This window comes from Streptomyces sp. NPDC017056, from assembly GCF_044332485.1.
Lineage (GTDB): Bacteria > Actinomycetota > Actinomycetes > Streptomycetales > Streptomycetaceae > Streptomyces.
In genome coordinates this window covers 195,895-213,452 of sequence record NZ_JBIRPD010000009.1, presented here as the reverse complement: position 1 = coordinate 213,452, position 17,558 = coordinate 195,895, and the positions used below count along the sequence as shown (strand labels likewise).

Here is a 17,558-nt window from a genome sequence, read left to right as displayed (position 1 = left end):
CAGGCGTTGTAAGCGACATGTAGGATTTTCTGGCCCAGGCACCGGTTTTTCCGGGTGCGACCTTGGCAAGTCGGGCCCGGACGCGCGTGGGCGGCGCGCCGGGAAATCCCGTGCGCGCCGCCCACGTTGAGGTGCCGGGCAGCAGGCGGCCCGGCCCCGCTCAGACCTTCGCCGGCTCCTTGGAGCCGTCGGCGGGCCGGACCGCCGCCTCGGCCGCCGCGGCACCGTCCGCGCCGTGGCCGTCCGCGCTCAGCGTCCGCTCGTCGAACGGCAGCCGGCCGGCGAGCACCTCGTCCACCCGGGCCTTGTCGACCTCCTTGGTCCAGGTGCCGACGAGGACCGTGGCCACCGCGTTGCCCGCGAAGTTGGTCAGCGCCCGCGCCTCGCTCATGAAGCGGTCGATGCCGACGATCAGGCCGACGCCGTCGACCAGTTCGGGCCGGTGCGACTGGAGGCCGCCGGCCAGCGTCGCCAGCCCGGCGCCCGTGACGCCCGCCGCGCCCTTCGACGCGATGATCATGAAGACGAGCAGCGAGACCTGCTCGCCGATCGAGAGCGGGCTGCCCATCGCCTCCGCGATGAACAGCGAGGACATCGTCAGGTAGATGGCGGTGCCGTCCAGGTTGAAGCTGTAGCCGGTCGGCACGGTGATGCCGACCACCGGCTTGCTGACGCCCAGGTGCTCCATCTTCGCGATCAGCCGCGGCAGCGCGGACTCGGACGAGGAGGTCGACAGGATCAGCAGGAACTCCCGGCCCAGGTACTTCAGCAGGGCGAAGATGTTCACCCCGGCGATCAGGCGCAGCAGCGTGCCGAGCACGACGAGGACGAACAGCAGGCACGTCACGTAGAAGCCGACCATGATGACGGCCAGCGACTTGAGCGCGTCCACGCCGGTCGCGCCGACCACCGCGGCCATCGCGCCGAAGGCGCCCACCGGGGCGGCCCACATGATCATGGACAGCACGCGGAAGACCAGGCGCTGGACGTGCCCGATGCCGCGCAGCACCGGCTCGCCCGAGGCACCCATCGCCTGGAGGCCGAAGCCGACCAGCAGCGCCACCAGCAGCGTCTGGAGCACCTCGCCGTGGGTGAGCGCCGAGACCAGCGTCTCCGGGATGATCCCGAGCAGGAAGTCGGTGGTCGTCTCCGCGCCGCCCTTGGTCTGGGCCTGTCCCGCGTGCCGCAGCGACTCGGTCAGGTGCAGGCCCGAACCCGGCTCCAGGACGTTGCCCACCACCAGGCCGATGGCCAGCGCGACCGTGGACATCACCATGAAGTAGCCCAGCGCCAGGCCGCCGACCGCGCCGACCTTGGCGGCCTTGCGTACCGAGCCGACGCCCAGCACGATCGTGCAGAAGATGACCGGCGAGATCATCATCTTGATGAGGTTGACGAAGCCGGTGCCCAGCGGCTTCAGCCCGACGGCGAAGCCGGGGGCGGCGAAGCCCACGGCGATGCCGGCGAGCACGGCGCCGATCACGGCGATGTAGAGGTAATGCGTCCGGTCCCGCTTCCCGGTCGGTGCGCTCTCCTCGGTCTTCCCCCCGGGCGGTGGGGTCTGTGCGGCCACGGCTGACTCCTCGGTCTTCGGTTCTGCGCCGGTCTGCGGCTCTGCAACCCGTACGCGGCCCGTGCTGGTGCCGGTACGCGGCCCGTACGCAGAACAGTCCCGGTGACTATGCACGCCGCTGTGGCGCCCGTCACCCTTGTGTACATTTCGTTCACGCATAAATGACCGGGCAGACTGTCGCGCATGCCGAGTTCCCGTTCCGGGGGTCCGCCGCGCACCGCCCGCCGCGTCCGCTTCCGGTGGCCCCGCAGTCTGGCGGGGCAGCTGTTCGCCGTGCAGGTGGTCCTGGTCGCCGTCGTGGTGGCGGGGTGCGCCGTCTTCACGTACGTCCAGGCCGGGCGGCAGGCCGAGGAGACTGCGCGCCGGCAGACGACCGCGGTGGCCACCGCGGTCGCCGACGCGCCGGCGGTGGCGCGGGCCGTACGTTCGGCCGACCCGACCGCCGTGCTCCAGCCGTACACCGAGCGGCTGCGGCGGGACGCCGGAGTCGACTTCATTGTGGTCATGAGCACGGCAGGAAAGCGGTGGACGCACCCGGAGCCGTCCGCCATCGGCCGCACCTACCTCGGCCGGACCGCGGAGGCGCTGGCCGGCCGGACCTTCGGCGAGACGCACCTCGGCAGGCTCGGCCCTTCCGTACGCGTCATCACGCCGGTACGGGACCGGGCGGCCGGCGGACGCGTCGTCGCCCTGGTCAGCTCCGGCATCACCGTCGAGACGATCAGCGACGGGCTGCGGCGGGAGGTCGCGACGCTGGCCGCCGTCGCGGCCGGCGTGCTCGCGCTCGGCGGACTCGGTACGTACCTCGTCAACGCGCGCCTGCGCCGGCACACCCACGGCATGAACGCCGCCGAGCTGGGCCGCCTGCACGACTACCACGAGGCGGCGCTGCACGCGGTGCGCGAGGGGCTGCTGATGCTGGACGGGGAGCGGCGGGTGGCGCTCCTCAACGACGGGGCGCGCGAGCTCCTCGGGCTGCACGGCGACCCCAGGGGCCGCCCCGTCACCGCGCTCGGCCTGCCCGCGGCCCTCGCCGACACCCTCGCCTCCCCCGCTCCCCACACGGACGAGCTCCACCTCACCGACGACCGGGCGCTGGTCGTCAACACCTCGCCGGTCTCCGGCGGCGAGCGGCGCGGCACGGTCGTCACCCTCCGCGACCACACCGAGCTCCAGGCCCTGGCCGGCGAGCTGGACTCCGTACGCGGCGTCACCCGGGCGCTGCGCTCCCAGGCGCACGAGGCCGCCAACCGGCTGCACACCGTCGTCTCCCTGGTCGAGCTGGGCCGTACGGACGAGGCCGTGGAGTTCGCCACCGCCGAACTGGAGCTGGCCCAGGCCCTCACCGACCAGGTCGTCGGCGCCGACGCCGAGCCCGTCCTCGCCGCCCTCCTCCTCGGCAAGGCCGCCCAGGCCAACGAGCACGGCGTCGAACTCGTCCTGACCGCCGACAGCCGCATCGACGACGGCGTCCTGCCCGCGTCCCTGCCGCCGCGCGACCTGGTCACCGTCCTCGGCAACCTCCTGGACAACGCGATCGAGGCGGCGCCCGAGGGCGCCCGCGTGCGGGTCACCGCGCTGGCCGACGGCGGGGAACTGCTGCTGCGGGTGGCGGACAGCGGGGCCGGAGTACGGGGTACGGCGGACGCCGAGGACGTGTTCCGGTGGGGGTGGAGCACCAAGGGCGGCGCGGGCCGCGGGCTCGGGCTGGCGCTCGTGCGGCAGGCCGTGCGGCGGCACGGCGGGACCGTGCGGGCGGGCGAGGCTCCCGAGGGCGGCGCCGAGTTCACGGTGCGGCTGCCGCTGCGGCCCGTGGACGCCGTGACCGGGGCGGGGAACGCCGGATGAGCGAGCCGCGTCCGGACGCCCCTGAGCCGCTGCGGGTGCTCGTCGTCGAGGACGACCCCGTGGCGGCGGACGCGCACGCGCTCTACGTGGGCCGGGTGCCGGGCTTCACCGTGTCGGGCACGGTGCGTTCCGTCGCCGGGGCCCGGCGGCACCTGGACCGGCACGGCGTGGACCTGATCCTGCTGGACCTCTTCCTGCCGGACGGCCACGGCCTGGCGTTCGTACGGTCGCTGCGCGCGGCCGGGCACGGCGCCGACGTCATCGCCGTCACGTCGGCCCGCGACCTGGCCGTCGTGCGGGAGGGCGTGTCGCTGGGCGTGGTGCAGTACGTGCTGAAACCGTTCACGTTCGCCACGCTGCGCGACCGCCTCCTGCGGTACGCCGCGTTCCGCGCGAGCGCCGGGGAGGCCAGCGGGCAGGACGAGGTGGACCGGGCCATCGCGGCCCTGCGCTCGCCGCAGCCCGCCGCGCTGCCCAAGGGCCTGACGGCGGCGACCCTGCGAGCCGTGACCGACGCGCTGCGCGCCGCCCCCGAGGGCCTCGGCGCGACCGCCGCCGCCGAGGAGATCGGGATTTCCCGCATCACGGCCCGCCGTTACCTCGAACACCTCGTCGACACGGGCCGCGCAGCCCGTGCCCCGCAGTACGGACAGGTGGGCCGACCCGAATTGCGGTACCGCTGGTCGGGGCATTGACCGGTCAGGGCCCCTGACTTACGGTCACCGGGCAGCCTGCCGTGACTAGTTGGAGGTCATGCCGTGCGCCGCACCGCTCCGATGGCCCTGCTCACCGCCGCCGTGCTGGCCGCCGGCACGCTCACCGCCTGCGGCGGCGGCTCCGGCGGCGACAAGAACACCCTCAAGGTGGCCTTCCCCAAGGACACCAACAACAAGGTGACGGTCAGGGACGACTACGTCGAGATGGTGGCTCGCGCGTTCGAAAAGGCCAACCCCGGCAAGAAGGTGAAGCTCATCCCGATCCAGGCGTCCGAGAACGATTACTACGCCAAGATCCAGCAGATGATGCGCTCCCCCAAGACCGCCCCCGACCTGGTCTACGAGGACACCTTCCTGATCAACTCCGACATCACGGCAGGGCTGTTGCGCCCGCTGGACCCCTACCTCGGCACATGGTCCGACTGGGCGCAGTTCGAGCCCGCGGCGAAGGCCGCGGCGCGGGCGCAGGACGGGAAGACGTACGGCGTACCGGACGGCACGGACACCCGCGGCCTGTGGTTCAACAAGAAGATCTTCAAGAAGGCCGGTCTGCCGCAGGACTGGCGGCCGAAGACCTGGGCCGAGGTGCTGGACGCGGCCCGCACGATCAAGCGGAAGGTGCCCGGCGTCATCCCGCTCAACGTCTTCACCGGCAAGGGCGCCGGCGAGGCCGCCGTCATGCAGGGCTTCGAGATGCTGCTGTACGGAACCGGCAAGGACCAGCTCTACGACCCGGCGAAGAAGAAATGGGTCACCGGGAGCAAGGGCTTCCGGGACAGCCTGGAGTTCATCGACGCCGTGTACGGGGAGAAGCTGGGGCCCGACGTGTCGGACGCGCTCAGCCCCAACATCCAGACCAACGTGGCCACCGAGCTGATGCCAGAGGAGAAGCTGGCGATCGACCTGGACGGCTCGTGGCTGGGCCAGCAGTGGCAGCCCAAGGGCGGCGGGAAGCCGTGGCCCGAGTGGCCGGCGACGCTGGGCCGGGCGGCGTTCCCCACGCAGTACGGCGCGGCGCCGGGCAAGGTGAGCCTGGCCGGCGGCTGGACCTGGTCCGTACCGCGGCAGTCGGGCAAGCCGGACCTGGCCTGGAAGCTCATCGAGACGTTGCAGACGCAGCGCAACGCGCTGGAGTGGTGTGTGCGCGGCGCGCAGATCGCCGTGCGCAAGGACGTGGCGGCAGACCCCGCGTACCGCAAGTCCATCCCGGGCATCGACTTCTTCACCGGCCTGGTGGCGGTGGCCCGGTACCGGCCGGCGCTGCCGGTCTACCCCAAGGTGTCGGCGGCGATCGGCGAGGCGATGGAGGCGGTCACCTCCGGCGCCGCCACGCCGGAGAAGGCGGCCCGCGACTACGACGAGCAGCTCACGTCCATCGTGGACGGCCGGGTCGTCGCCAAGCCATGACCCGTGCCGCCACGACGACCACCGCGTACGGCACGGCGGGCCGCGGCGCGCGGGCCCGCCGCCGGGCCCTGCTGCGCTGGTCGCCCATCGCCCCCGCGACCGTACTGATGCTGCTCTTCCTCGCCGGCCCGATCGGCTACTGCGTCTACATCGCCTTCACCGACATGCAGCTGACCGGCCAGGAGTCCACCTCCTTCGTGGGCCTGGCCAACTTCCGGCGCGCCTTCGGCGACCCCGCGTTCCTGAACGCCGTCGTCCTGACGCTGGTCTTCACCCTGATCTCGTCGGTCCTGGGCCAGAACACCCTGGGACTGGCGCTCGCCGCGCTGATGCAGCGCGCCTCCAAGGCCGTCCGTACCGTCACGGGCGCCGTCGTCATCACCGCCTGGGTGCTGCCGGAGATCGTCGCGGGCTTTCTGCTCTACACCTTCTTCGAACGGCGCGGCACCCTCAACGCGTTCCTCGAATGGCTCCACCTGCCGTCCCAGAACTGGCTGTTCACGCTGCCGATCCTGGCCGTGTCGTTCGCCAACGTCTGGCGGGGCACGGCCTTCTCGATGCTGATCTACTCGGCGGCGCTCTCGGAGATCCCCAGGGAGGTCACCGAGTCCGCCGAGGTGGACGGCGCCGGCGGCCGGCAGCGGCTGTGGCACATCACGCTGCCGATGATCCGCCGGTCCATCGGCACGAACCTGATGCTCAACACCCTCCAGACGCTCTCCGTCTTCGGGCTGATCTGGGCCATGACGCGGGGCGGCCCCGGCAGCCGGAGCCAGACGCTGCCGGTGTTCATGTACGACCAGGCGTTTCTGAAGTCGCTGATCGGTTACGGCACCGCCGTCGCCCTGCTGCTGCTCGTGGTGGGCGCGCTCTTCTCCGTCGTCTACCTGCGCCTGCTGCGCGAGGAGGTGTGACGCGGTGCGCGCCCGGCCCGCCAGGCCCCTGCTCACCCGCCGCGCCCGGCGCCGCCTCGCCGCCGACGCGGCGCTGCTGGTCGTCGCCGTGGCGTTCGCGGTACCGCTGGCCTGGCTGGTGCTCTCCTCCCTGGACACCGAGGCGAACCTGCGGGTGAAGGTGCCGGGAGCGCCCTCGCTGGACAACTTCTCGGCGGTGCTGACGGACGAGATCACCTTCACGCCGATGCTCAACAGCCTGGTGCTGTGCGGCAGCGCCACCGCCCTGACGGTCGCCTGCGCGGCCCTGGCGGCGTACCCGCTGTCCCGCTACCGCTCCCGGTTCAGCCGCCCGTACCTGCTGACCATCCTGTTCTCCACCTGCCTGCCCATCACCGCGATCATGGTGCCGGTGTACGCGCTGTACGTCCGGGTCAACCTGATCGACACCGTGTACGGCACCGCGCTCTTCCTCGCGACCGCCCAGCTCCCGTTCGCCATCTGGCTGATGAAGAACTTCATGGACGGCATCCCGCGGGTCCTCGAAGAGGCGGCCTGGACCGACGGCGCCTCCTGGCTCCAGACGCTGTGGCGGGTCATCCTCCCGCTGATGGGACCCGGCGTCACGGTCGTGACGATCTACAGCTTCGCCATCATGTGGGGCAACTTCTTCGTCCCGTTCCTGCTGCTCCTGACCCCCGAGCAACTGCCCGCATCCGTCAGCATCTTCACCTTCTTCGGCAACTACGGCGCCATCGCCTTCGGCCAGCTGGCGGCGTTCTCGATCCTGTACTCGACGCCGGTCGTCCTGCTGTACGTGCTGATCTCGCGCCGGCTGGGCGGCGGGTTCGCGCTGGGCGGCGCGGTGAAGGGCTGACCTGTCCCTCCCGGAGGAGGACCCGTGCGACCGAGACCCACCACCGTGCTCCACTCCCTGGCCGCCCTGGCGCTCGCCACGCTCGCCACCCTGGCCACGACGCCGCCGGCCGACGCCGCACCGACCGCGATCCGCGGCGGCAACGTCCTGTACGGCGCGGCGGGCCGCTGCACCGTCGGCTTCAACGCCACCAAGGGCAACACCTATTACGCGCTCATGGAGGGCCGCTGCGCGGACGGCAACCGGGACTGGTACGCCGACGCGGCCCGTACCGTCCACGTCGGCGTCACGGAAGCGGTGCGCTTCCCCGGCGACGACTACGCCGTGATCCGCTACACCAACCCGGCCGTCTCCTACCCCGGGGAGATCGACCTCGGCGGCGGGCGCCACCTCGACGTCACCGGCGCCGCCCGGCCCGTCGTGGGCCAGTCGCTGTGCCTGGCCGGCACGACCGGCACCCGCTGCGGCCGCGTCCTGGCCGTGAACGCCAGCGTCTCCTACCCCGAGGGCACGGTGCACGGCGTCACCCGGGCCGGGCTCTGCACCGAACGCGGTGAGACGGCGGGCCGCCCGGCCCACTCCGGCCGTACGGCGATCGGCGTCACCATCGGCGCCACCGGCGACTGCGCGTCCGGCGGCGAGTCCTACCTCCAGCCGGTCGTACCGGCACTGGCGGCCTTCGGCCTGACCCTCCACTAGGCCCGGCAGCCGGCGCGGCCGTTACTGGCAGGGCCAGTCGGCCGGCACGCCCGGGGCCGGTCTTGTGCTGTGGCCGGCCCGGTAGGAGTCGCAGATCCCCTTGGCCGCTTCGTCGGCCTGGGTGTACCACTCCCGCACGGTTCCGTCCGCGCTCCCGGTGACGAGCTCGCCGCCGTCTGGCCAGTAGGCCAGCGACAGCAGGCTGCCCATGTGCCCGGACAGCACGGCCGTGGTGCGGCGGGTGGCCATGTCCCACAGGCGTACGGCGTCGTCGTCCCCGGCGGAGGCCAGCGTCTGTCCGTCGGGGCTGAAGGCGAGCGAGGTGACGCTGTTGGAGTGGCCCGTCAGGGCGTCGGTGAGCCGGTGCTTGCGCACGTCCCACAGCAGGACGCTGAGGTCCGTGCCGGCCGTGGCCAGCGTCGCGCCGTCCTTGGAGAGGGCGGCGGCGAAGATGGGGTACGAGCGGCCGGAGAAGGCCGCGATCTCGCGGCGGGTGTCCGCGTCCCACAGCCGTACCGTGCCGCCGGCGTAGCCGTTCTCGGTGGTGATCAGGCTCCCGCCGTCACGGCTGAAGACGACGGTGGACCCGGCGCCGGCCATGGCGATGGCCGCCGTCTTGCGGCGGGTGGCCACGTCCCACAGGAGGACGCTGTGGTCGTCGGAGATCGTGGCCAGTCGCCTGCCGTCGGGTGAGAAGGCCGCCTGCCGGACGGTGTTCGTGTGGCCCGCCAGCGTGCCGACCAGCCGGCCCGTGGCCGTGTTCCAGAGGCGTACCTTGCGGTCGGCGTGCACGGAGGCCAGCAGGCTGCCGTCCGGGGAGAACGCCAGGCCGGCGATCATCCCCGGTGGCGAGTCGAGCGTGCCCACCGGCCGCGGCCGGTCGGACGACCACAGCGTCAGCTTGCTGCCGGCGGCGGCCACGACCCGGCCGTCCGGGGACACCGCGACCGCGGTCACCGCGCCTTGCCGGCCGCCGACGCTGGCCTGCCGGCGGCCGGCCGGGTGCCAGAGCCGGACCCTGCCCCCGTCGTCTTCGGTGGGCACGGCCAGGGCCGTGCCGCCCGGCTCGAAGGACAGCGCGCTCGCCGATTCGATGCGCGCGGTGGTCTTCTCCCCCGCGCTGCGGGAGGTGACGTCCCACAGCCGGACGGTGCCGTCGGCGCTGCCGACGGCGAGGCCGTGGCCGTCCGGCGAGTAGGCCAGGGCCAGGATCCGGTCGGCGGTGCCGGTGAGTTCGTCCTTCTTGCGGTGCCGGGCGACGTCCCACAGCAGGACCGTGCGGTCGCCGCCCCCGCTGGCGAGGGTGCGGCCGTCCGGGCTGAACGCGACCGCGTTGACCGACTGGAGGTGGCCGGTGAGCGTGGCCAGCGGCCGGTGGCTGCGCGCGTCCCACAGCCGGACCGTACGGTCGGCGCTCGCCGAGGCCAGCACCTTCCCGTCCGGGGAGAAGGCCACCGCCGTCACGGTGCTCCGGTGGCCGGCGAGGTCGGCGGCCACCCGCCGCGCGGCCACGTCCCACAGCCGGACGTCGTTGCCCGTGCCACTGGCGGCGAGGGTGCGGCCGTCGCGGGAGAAGGCCAGCGACGTCAACCGGTGCGCGGGGCCGGCCAGCACGGCGAGGGAGCGCCGGGAGGCGACGTCCCACAGGCGGATGGTGCCGTCGTCCCCCGCCGAGGCGAGGGTGCGGCCGTCCGGGCTGAACGCGAGCGCGTACACCGCGCCGGTGTGGCCGACGAGGGTGGCGAACATGTGGTTCGTCGTACCGGCGTCCCAGAGTTTGACCGTACGGTCCACCGAGGCGGTGGCCAGCGTGTGGCCGTCGTTCGAGTACGCCACGGCGTTCACCACTCCGGTGTGGCCGGTGAACTGGTTGACCCGGTAGGCGGAGTAGGCGCTGAGCAGGCTGCCCCTGGCCTCGACCGTGCGGGCCTGCCGGTAGCCGTACAGCGCGGTCAGCGCCGCGAGTTCCGGCTGCTGCCGCATCAGCTCGTTGGCCTGCGCCGCGTACTGGCGCGAGACCGCGATCCGGCGCTGCGCCTCGGCGTCCGAGCGCTGCTTCAAGGCGATGCCGGCCGCTATCAGGGCGAGGACCAGGAGAGCGCCGAGGGTCGCGGTCAGCCAGCGGGCGCGGCGTCCGCGGCGCCGGTCGGCGCCGGTGGCGCTGCGCAGGAAGTCACGTTCCAGCGCGTTGAGCGCGGAGCCGTGCGCCCTGGCCCAGGTCTGCGCGCCCGCGAGCTGCGCGCCCCGGTAGAGCGCGCCCGCGTCCCGGCCCAGTTCGTGCCAGGTCTCGGCGGCGGTGGTGAGCCTGCGGTGGGTACGCAGCGCCTCCCGGTCCTCGTCGAGCCAGTGCCGCAGCCGGGGCCAGGCCCTGATGACGGCCTCGTGGGCGACCTCGACCGTGCCGTCGGCCAGCACGATCAGCCGGGCGGCGGCCAGCTTGCGCAGCAGGCCGTCGATCTCGTGCCGGTCGGCGAGGCCGTCCAGCTCGCGGCGGGGCAGCCGGCGCCGGGTGTCCTCCGTGCCCTCGCCGAGCGCGGTCAGGCGCAGGAACACCGCCCGCATCACGTCCCGCTGCGCGGGCGCGGCTCGCTCGTACATCCGCTCCGCGGTCTGTGCGACGGCGCCGCGCATGCCGCCGGTGGCGCGGTAGTCGGCCAGCCGCAGGGTGTCGTCGCGGCGGCGGCCCCACGCCTCGCGCATGGCGTGCCCGACCAGCGGCAGGGCGCCCGGCTGGCCGGCCGCCTCGGCGAGCACCGCCTCCACCAGGTCCGCGTCCACCCGGACGCCGGCGTGCCGGGCGGGTTCGGCGATGATGTCGCGCAGCTCGGACTTGGTGGGCGGTCCGACGGGTAGCTGGGCGGCCGAGCGCAGCGCGGCGACCAGGCCGGCGTGGACGAAGCAGCGGGCGTAGAAGTCGGCCCTGATGCCGATGGCGATGCGGATGCGCCGCTCGCTGGAGCGGGCCAGGCCGGCGACGGCACCGAGGAAGGCGTGACGTTCCGCCTCGTCGGCGCAGAGGGTGAACGCCTCCTCGAACTGGTCGATGACCAGCAGCACCCGCGTCTGCTCGGGCCGTCCGGCGAGCCAGGTGCGCAGGGCGATGCCGAGAGCCGCGGGGTCCTCGTCCATCCGGCGGCGGAGGCCGACGGCCGGGTCTGCGGGGGTGTGCACGGGCGGGGCGCCGGGGTCGGCCGGCGCCGCGGGCCCGGTTTCGGGCGCGGGACCGGGTTCCGGCGCGGCGGCGCCGCCCTCGTCTTCGCCGGTGTCCTCCGTCAGCCCGGCCACCGCCGCCGCGAGGGCGGCGAGCGGCCGCGCGCCGGGGGTCAGCAGCGCCGGGTGCCAGTTCCCGCCCAGGTGAGGCAGCAGCCCGGCCCGCAGCAGCGAGGACTTGCCGCTTCCGGAGGCGCCGAAGACCACGGTGAGCGGGTGCTGTTCGACGCGTCCCGCCAGTTCCTCGGTCAGGGCCGAGCGGCCGAAGTACTCCGCGGCGTTCGCCGCCTCGAAGGCGGCCAGCCCGGGATACGGGCACCGCACCTCGTCCGGCTCGTCGCCCCCGGCCCCGGCCGCGGCCCGCCACCGCGCCTCCCATTCGGCCCGCTCCCCGCCGCACGCCCGCGCGTACGCCAGGACGACGTCGAGCGTCGGCAGCCGCTCCCCTTTGGCCGCCTCCGCCAGCGTGCTGGCCGAATAGTGTGCCGTCTTGGCGAGCGTGCGGTAGCTCGGCGTCCCCGCCCGCTCCCGCAACTGCCGTAGTTCCCAGGCCAACCGCTCCACCGGCCCGGCCTCGGGATCCACCGGCCGCTCCGGCCGTCCCAACCGGGGCTTGTGCTGCCCTGGCCCTGCGATCCCCGTCACCCTCTTCCTGCGCCCGGGCCGCCGCCACGGCCGAACTCCCCTATTGTCCGCCTGGTTTGCTCACCGCGAGCCGCACTTTCGGACAACGTCACGGGCGGTGCCGATGGCATCCTGGACGCGATCTGCGGCCGCCATGGCCCGGAGGGGGGAGCAGCACGGTGGGCGGTACGGTTCCGGGCGCCACGGCGGACTTCTGGTTCGACCCCGTGTGCCCGTACACCTGGGTCGCCGCGCAGTGGATGCGCGAAGTGGCGCGGGTGCGCCCGGTGCGGGTGCGCTGGCGGCTGATGAGTCTCCAGGTGCTCAACGAGGGCCGGGAGGTCAATCCGGAGGACCCGGACGGTGAGTGGGGCGCGTACCTGTGGGCGCCCGTGCGGGCCTGTGCCGCGGTGGAGCAGCGGTACGGCCAGGAGGCCCTGGACCGCTTCTACGCGGCGCTCGGCGTGCGGCTGCACCACCGCGGCGAGTGGGACGGCATCGAGCGGGCGCTGGTGGACGCGGGGCTGCCGGGCGGGCTGGCCGCGGCGGCGTGGACGACGGAGTACGACGCGGTGATACGGGCCTCGCACGCGCGTGGCATCGCTCTGGTCGGGGAGGACGTGGGCACGCCCGTCATCGCGGCGGACGGGGCCGCCTTCTTCGGCCCGGTGGTCTCCCCCGCGCCGCGCGGTGCGGCGGCCGGGCGGCTGTGGGACGGTGTCCTGCTGATGGCGTCGGTGCCGGGTTTCTACGAGCTGCGCCGCCCGGCCGCGGCGGAACCGGACTTCGGCCCCGAGCCGGCCGGCGACACCCGTCCCCGTCGCACATAAGTCGGCCATAAGTCGGACGGCCGTCCCTCCAGGGGATGACCCAGGGGCCGCGCGTCGGACTTCCGGCCGGTGATTTTTTCGGCACCACGGGCTGAGGACTCGAGTGACCTGCGCGTCCGAGAATGGGACAGCACCACACCTCCGCCACACGGGCCCCACCGGGCCGCGCGGAGCCCGGTGTTCCGCCGGGGCCCGCCGCCCCGGGTTCCGCCCGTCCCCTCCCCAGGAGTTACCCCGTGTCCCACGCGGCCGCCTTCCCCGCCCCCGCCCGAGCCACCGCGGCCGTCGCCGCCCGCGCCACGGACCTGAGCAAGGTCTACGGCCAGGGCGAGACCCGTGTGGTCGCGCTGGACAACGTGTCCGTCGAGTTCGGCCGGGCCCGCTTCACCGCCATCATGGGCCCCTCCGGCTCCGGCAAGTCCACGCTGATGCACTGCATGGCCGGCCTGGACTCCATATCGTCCGGCTCGGCGCTGATCGGCGACACCGAGCTGACCGGGCTGAACGACAAGCACCTGACCCGGCTGCGCCGCGACAAGATCGGCTTCATCTTCCAGGCGTTCAACCTGCTGCCGACGCTGACCGCGCTGGAGAACATCACGCTGCCGATGGACATCGCGGGCCGCAAGCCCGACCGCGAGTGGGTGGAGAAGGTGATCCAGACGGTCGGGCTGTCCGGGCGGCTCAAGCACCGGCCGGCGCAGCTCTCCGGCGGCCAGCAGCAGCGCGTGGCGGTGGCCCGCGCGCTGGCCTCCCAGCCGGAAATCATCTTCGCCGACGAGCCGACCGGCAACCTCGACTCCCGCTCCGGCGCCGAGGTGCTGGGCTTCCTGCGCGAGTCCGTGCGGGCCATGGACCAGACGATCGTCATGGTCACCCACGACCCGGTCGCCGCCGCCTACGCGGACCGGGTGGTCTTCCTCGCCGACGGCCGCATCGTCGAGGAGCTGTACGAACCGACCGCCGACGCCGTCCTGGACCGGATGCGGCTGTTCGACGCCAAGCACCGTACGAGCTGACGCCCGCCGCCGACACCCCACCTCAGGACTGACACCACCACATGTTCCGTACCGCTCTGCGCAACGTCCTCGCGCACAAAGCCCGTCTGATGATGACCGCGCTCGCGGTCCTCCTCGGCGTCGCCTTCGTCTCCGGCACCCTGGTCTTCAGCGACACGGTCGGCGAGGCCGTCAAGAAAGCCTCGGCCAAGAGCTTCAAGGACGTGGCCGTCTCCGTACAGGCCACCTCGGGTGACGCGCCGCCCATCCCCGAGAACGGGAAGAACCGTACGACCCTGCTCACCGACAAGCTGGCCGACCAGGTCCGCGCGCTGCCCGGCGTGACCGCCGTGCACGCCAACGTCAGCGGCCGGGCCACCGTCGCCGACAAGGAGAACCAGCCGATCGGCAACGACTGGCAGAACGTCGCCACCAACTACCAGCCGGGCCCCGGCGGCAAGGACAGCCGCTACCCGCTCGTCCAGGGCCGCGGCCCGGCCTCGGCCGGCGAGATGGCGCTCGACGAGGGCGCCGCCGAGAAGGGCGGCCTGAAGGTCGGCGACACGGTGCGCTTCGCCACCGACGGACCGGCCCTGCACAAGAAGCTCGTCGGCATCGTGCACTCCGAGGACCCGCAGGTCACCGCGGGCGGCAGCCTCGCGCTGTTCGACACCGCCACCGCACAGAAGCTGTTCGTGCACCCCGGCCAGTACGACGAACTGGTCGTGGCCGCCAAGCCCGGCACCGACGAGAAGGCGCTGACCGCCGCGGTCGAGAAGCTGCTGCCGAAGGACCGCGCGACGGCGACCAGCGGTGCCGCGCTCGCCGCCGAGCAGGCCAAGATGGTCGAGATGAGCAACCAGGCGATGAGCAAGACGCTGCTGGTGTTCGCCGGCATCGCCCTGTTCGTCGGCGTCTTCATCATCGCCAACACCTTCACCATGCTGATCTCCCAGCGCAGCCGGGAGATCGCGCTGATGCGGGCGATCGGCGCCTCCCGCCGCCAGGTGGTGCGCTCGGTGCTGGCCGAGGCGGGCCTGCTCGGCCTGGTCTCCTCCGTCGTCGGCTTCGCCCTCGGCACCGGTATCGCGGTCACCATGCGCGCCGTGCTCAACGCCAACGGCGCCGGCTTCCCCGACGGCCCGCTGGTCATCAGCCCGAACGCGGTGCTGTCCGCGCTGGGCGTCGGCGTGCTGGTGACCGTGCTGGCCGCCTGGCTGCCGTCCCGCAAGGCCGCGAAGATCGCTCCGGTCGAGGCGCTGAACACGGTGGACGCGGCGCCCAAGCTGCGCGGGCTGGTCGTCCGCAACACCATCGGCGCGGTCATCACCGGCCTCGGCGTCGCGATCATGCTCTATGTGTCCACCCAGAAGACCGCCGAGGACATGATGACCCCCATGGCGGGCTCGGCGCTCACCCTGGTCGGCGTCATCGTCCTCGCGCCGCTGCTGTCCCGGCCGCTGGTCTCGCTGGCCGGCAAGGTCACCACCCGGGTCTTCGGCGTCAGCGGCAAGCTGGCCAAGGAGAACGCGCTGCGCAACCCGCGCCGGACCGCCGCCACCGCCTCCGCCCTGATGATCGGCCTCACCCTGATCACCGGCATGACGGTCGTCGGCGTCTCCGGCCAGCGCGCCTCGGACGAGATGGCCGCCCAGGGCCTGACCGCGGACTACCAGGTCAGCACGGCCAACTTCCGCGGCCTGGACCCCGAACTGACGAAGCAGGCCGCGAAGCTGCCCGGCGTGCAGGCGGCGGTGCCCCTCCGCTCGGCCGCCTTCGAGACGGACGGCGGCAGCGGCTACGGCTCGGTCACCGGCACCGACCTCGCGCACCTCGACAAGGTCACCGACCTCACGTTCGTCAGCGGGTCGCTGGACGCCGTGCGCGACGGCGGGGTCGCGGTCTCCCGCAGCCGTGCGGAGAAGCTGCACTGGAAGACGGGCGAGACCCACGAGGTCGGCTTCTTCACCGGCACGGAGAAGAAGGAGAAGGCCCGGCTGAAGGTCGCCGCCGTCTACGAGGACAACGCCACCATCGGTGACCTGTTCGGCTCCACCGCGCTGGTCGACCCGCACGTGAAGCCCCTCAAGGACGAGAAGGTCCTGGTCAAGACGGCCAACGGGCCGGACGCCGGGATGGAGAAGGAGATCCGCAAGGCGCTGGGCGACAGCCCGCTGCTCAAGGTCCAGGACAAGGACGCGCTGCGCAAGGAGAACGCCGGCAGCATCGACACGGTCCTGAACATGGTCTACGGGCTGCTCGGCATGGCCGTGGTCATCGCGGTGGTCGGTGTCGTCAACACCCTGGCCATGTCGGTCTTCGAGCGCACCCGGGAGATCGGGATGCTGCGCGCGATCGGGCTGGCCCGCAGCGGCATCAAGCAGATGGTCCGCCTCGAATCCGTCGTCATCTCGCTGTTCGGCGCGGTGCTCGGCATCGGCGTGGGCGTCTTCCTCGCCTGGGCGGGCGGCAAGATGACGGCCTCCTCGATGCCGACGTACGAAATGATCCTGCCGTGGGACCGCCTGGGCATCTTCCTGGCGATCGCCCTGGTCGTCGGCGTCCTCGCCGCCGCCTGGCCGGCCCGCCGCGCCGCCCGGCTGAACATGCTGGAGTCCATCGGCGCCCAGTGACCGCCACCGGCCGGCCCGCCCCCTCCCTACCCCCCGGGGACGGGGCGGGCCCTTTTCCGTACCCGGTGCGGCACCAGGGTTCGCCCGCGCCGAACGGGCAACCCGCTGTCCATGGCAGCCGAACGGCAATCCGAGAAACCCACCGCTCTGAGCGCCCACTCCTGGTGGGCCGTACTGCGCCGCACCGGCAAGGAGTTCGTGGACGACGAACTCCACGACCGGGCCGCGGCCCTCACGTACTACGGCGTACTCTCCCTCTTCCCCGCGCTGCTGCTGCTCGTCTCGATGCTCGGCGTGATCGGGAAGTCGGCGACCGAGGGCGTCCTCGACAACCTGGAGCAGATCACTCCGGAGGCGGCCCGGGAGATCCTGCGCGGCGCGGTGCGCCAGTTGCAGGACGGCCCCGGTGCGGGCGGCGTGCTGGCCGTCGTGGCCCTGCTGGGCGCGCTGTGGTCGGCATCCGGCTACATCGCGGCCTTCATCCGCGCCTCCAACGCCGTGTACGACCTGCCGGAGGGCCGGCCGGTGTGGAAGACCCTGCCGCTGCGGCTGGGCGTCACCGTCCTGCTGATGGTGCTGCTCGCCGCCAGCGCGGTGATCGTGGTCTTCACCGGCGGGCTGGCCCGGCAGGCGGGCCGGAGCCTGGGCGTCGGCGACACCGGCATCGCGGTCTGGTCGGTCGCCAAATGGCCCGTGCTGGTCCTGCTCGTGGTGCTGATGATCACCATCCTGTACCGGGCCACACCCAACGTCCGCACGCCCGGCCTGCGGTGGCTGACCCCCGGCAGCTTCCTGGCCGTCGGCCTGTGGCTGGGCGCCTCGGGCGGCTTCGCGCTGTACGTGGCCAACTTCGGCTCGTACAACAAGACGTACGGCACCCTGGCGGGCGTCATCGTCTTCCTGGTCTGGCTGTGGCTGTCCAACCTGGCGGTCCTGCTGGGCCTGGAGTTCGACGCCGAGCTGGCCCGGCAGCGGGCGATCACCGAGGGCCACCCGCCGCAGGAGGAGCCGTACGTGGAGCCGCGGGACACCCGCACCTGGCCGCGCGGCCTGCGGCGGCGGCAGAAGCGGCGGGCCCGGCGGGAGCCGTCGCCGGAACACTGAGCACCCGTGAGGCCCACGCCGAACACGGAGGACTGCACCAAAAAGGTGAGCATCTGCACTGTTCCCGCCCGAACGGGTACCCCTGACCATCCGGGGCCCCATCCCACGGCGCGGACCCGGGCGCCTTCGAGTGCTGAAGGAAACCG

The 17,558-nt window shown here is 73.0% G+C and carries 12 protein-coding genes; 10 read left to right on the top strand and 2 right to left on the bottom strand.

All coding sequences use genetic code 11. The features are described 5' to 3' along the window. Nucleotides 1–160 precede the first annotated feature (160 nt). Nucleotides 161–1,573, bottom strand: coding sequence for a cation:dicarboxylate symporter family transporter (locus ACH4OW_RS18515; protein WP_398028928.1), 1,413 nt, complete (start codon nt 1,571–1,573; stop codon nt 161–163). A gap of 183 nt (nt 1,574–1,756) precedes the next feature. Here ACH4OW_RS18515 and ACH4OW_RS18510 point away from each other — a divergent pair, with 183 nt between their 5' ends. The 6 genes from ACH4OW_RS18510 to ACH4OW_RS18485 all read left to right on the top strand — a co-directional run bounded on the left by ACH4OW_RS18510 (nt 1,757) and on the right by ACH4OW_RS18485 (nt 8,013). Next, entirely contained in the window at nt 1,757–3,421 is a 1,665-nt protein-coding gene (locus tag ACH4OW_RS18510) for an ATP-binding protein (protein ID WP_398028926.1), read from the top strand. Beyond that, the gene (locus tag ACH4OW_RS18505) at nt 3,418–4,116 is read left to right on the top strand and encodes a response regulator (RefSeq protein ID WP_360135489.1); all 699 of its coding nucleotides are present in this window, start codon (nt 3,418–3,420) and stop codon (nt 4,114–4,116) included. The genes ACH4OW_RS18510 and ACH4OW_RS18505 overlap by 4 nt, the downstream gene beginning before the upstream one ends. A 63-nt stretch (nt 4,117–4,179) precedes the next feature. Next, a complete protein-coding gene (locus ACH4OW_RS18500) occupies nt 4,180–5,544 on the top strand; it encodes an extracellular solute-binding protein (protein ID WP_360135491.1) in 1,365 nt (454 codons plus the stop codon). Next, a complete protein-coding gene (locus ACH4OW_RS18495; RefSeq protein WP_398028923.1) occupies nt 5,541–6,458 on the top strand; it encodes a carbohydrate ABC transporter permease in 918 nt (305 codons plus the stop codon). The genes ACH4OW_RS18500 and ACH4OW_RS18495 overlap by 4 nt, the downstream gene beginning before the upstream one ends. A gap of 4 nt (nt 6,459–6,462) precedes the next feature. After that, nucleotides 6,463–7,314 carry a carbohydrate ABC transporter permease gene (locus ACH4OW_RS18490; protein WP_398028921.1) on the top strand — a complete coding sequence of 284 codons (852 nt, stop codon included), beginning with the start codon at nt 6,463–6,465 and terminating at the stop codon, nt 7,312–7,314. Nucleotides 7,315–7,338: 24 nt separating this feature from the next. Then, the gene (locus tag ACH4OW_RS18485; RefSeq protein ID WP_398028919.1) at nt 7,339–8,013 is read left to right on the top strand and encodes a S1 family peptidase; all 675 of its coding nucleotides are present in this window, start codon (nt 7,339–7,341) and stop codon (nt 8,011–8,013) included. A 21-nt stretch (nt 8,014–8,034) separates the two neighbouring features. Here the strand turns inward: ACH4OW_RS18485 and ACH4OW_RS18480 are convergent, their stop codons facing one another. Then, entirely contained in the window at nt 8,035–11,808 is a 3,774-nt protein-coding gene (locus tag ACH4OW_RS18480) for a hypothetical protein (protein WP_398028917.1), read from the bottom strand. A gap of 218 nt (nt 11,809–12,026) precedes the next feature. Between ACH4OW_RS18480 and ACH4OW_RS18475 the strand changes: the two genes are divergently transcribed. From ACH4OW_RS18475 to ACH4OW_RS18460, 4 genes are all read left to right on the top strand, one after another. Next, nucleotides 12,027–12,677 (top strand): disulfide bond formation protein DsbA, encoded by a 651-nt coding sequence (locus ACH4OW_RS18475; protein WP_360135499.1) that lies wholly within the window; start codon nt 12,027–12,029, stop codon nt 12,675–12,677. Nucleotides 12,678–12,913: 236 nt separating this feature from the next. After that, a complete protein-coding gene (locus tag ACH4OW_RS18470) occupies nt 12,914–13,696 on the top strand; it encodes an ABC transporter ATP-binding protein (protein ID WP_360135501.1) in 783 nt (260 codons plus the stop codon). 41 nt (nt 13,697–13,737) lie between these two features. Then, entirely contained in the window at nt 13,738–16,308 is a 2,571-nt protein-coding gene (locus tag ACH4OW_RS18465) for an ABC transporter permease (RefSeq protein ID WP_398028915.1), read from the top strand. A 111-nt stretch (nt 16,309–16,419) separates the two neighbouring features. Beyond that, the gene (locus ACH4OW_RS18460; RefSeq protein WP_360135505.1) at nt 16,420–17,412 is read left to right on the top strand and encodes a YihY/virulence factor BrkB family protein; all 993 of its coding nucleotides are present in this window, start codon (nt 16,420–16,422) and stop codon (nt 17,410–17,412) included. Nucleotides 17,413–17,558: the final 146 nt, after the last annotated feature.

Bases quoted from the DNA above. Each gene is read 5' to 3' on its own strand.
- ACH4OW_RS18495 (WP_398028923.1), top strand. From the start codon at position 5,541: ATGACCCGTGCCGCCACGACGACCACCGCGTACGGCACGGCGGGCCGC.
- ACH4OW_RS18505 (WP_360135489.1), top strand. From the start codon at position 3,418: ATGAGCGAGCCGCGTCCGGACGCCCCTGAGCCGCTGCGGGTGCTCGTC.
- ACH4OW_RS18465 (WP_398028915.1), top strand. From the start codon at position 13,738: ATGTTCCGTACCGCTCTGCGCAACGTCCTCGCGCACAAAGCCCGTCTG.
- ACH4OW_RS18460 (WP_360135505.1), top strand. From the start codon at position 16,420: ATGGCAGCCGAACGGCAATCCGAGAAACCCACCGCTCTGAGCGCCCAC.
- ACH4OW_RS18510 (WP_398028926.1), top strand. From the start codon at position 1,757: ATGCCGAGTTCCCGTTCCGGGGGTCCGCCGCGCACCGCCCGCCGCGTC.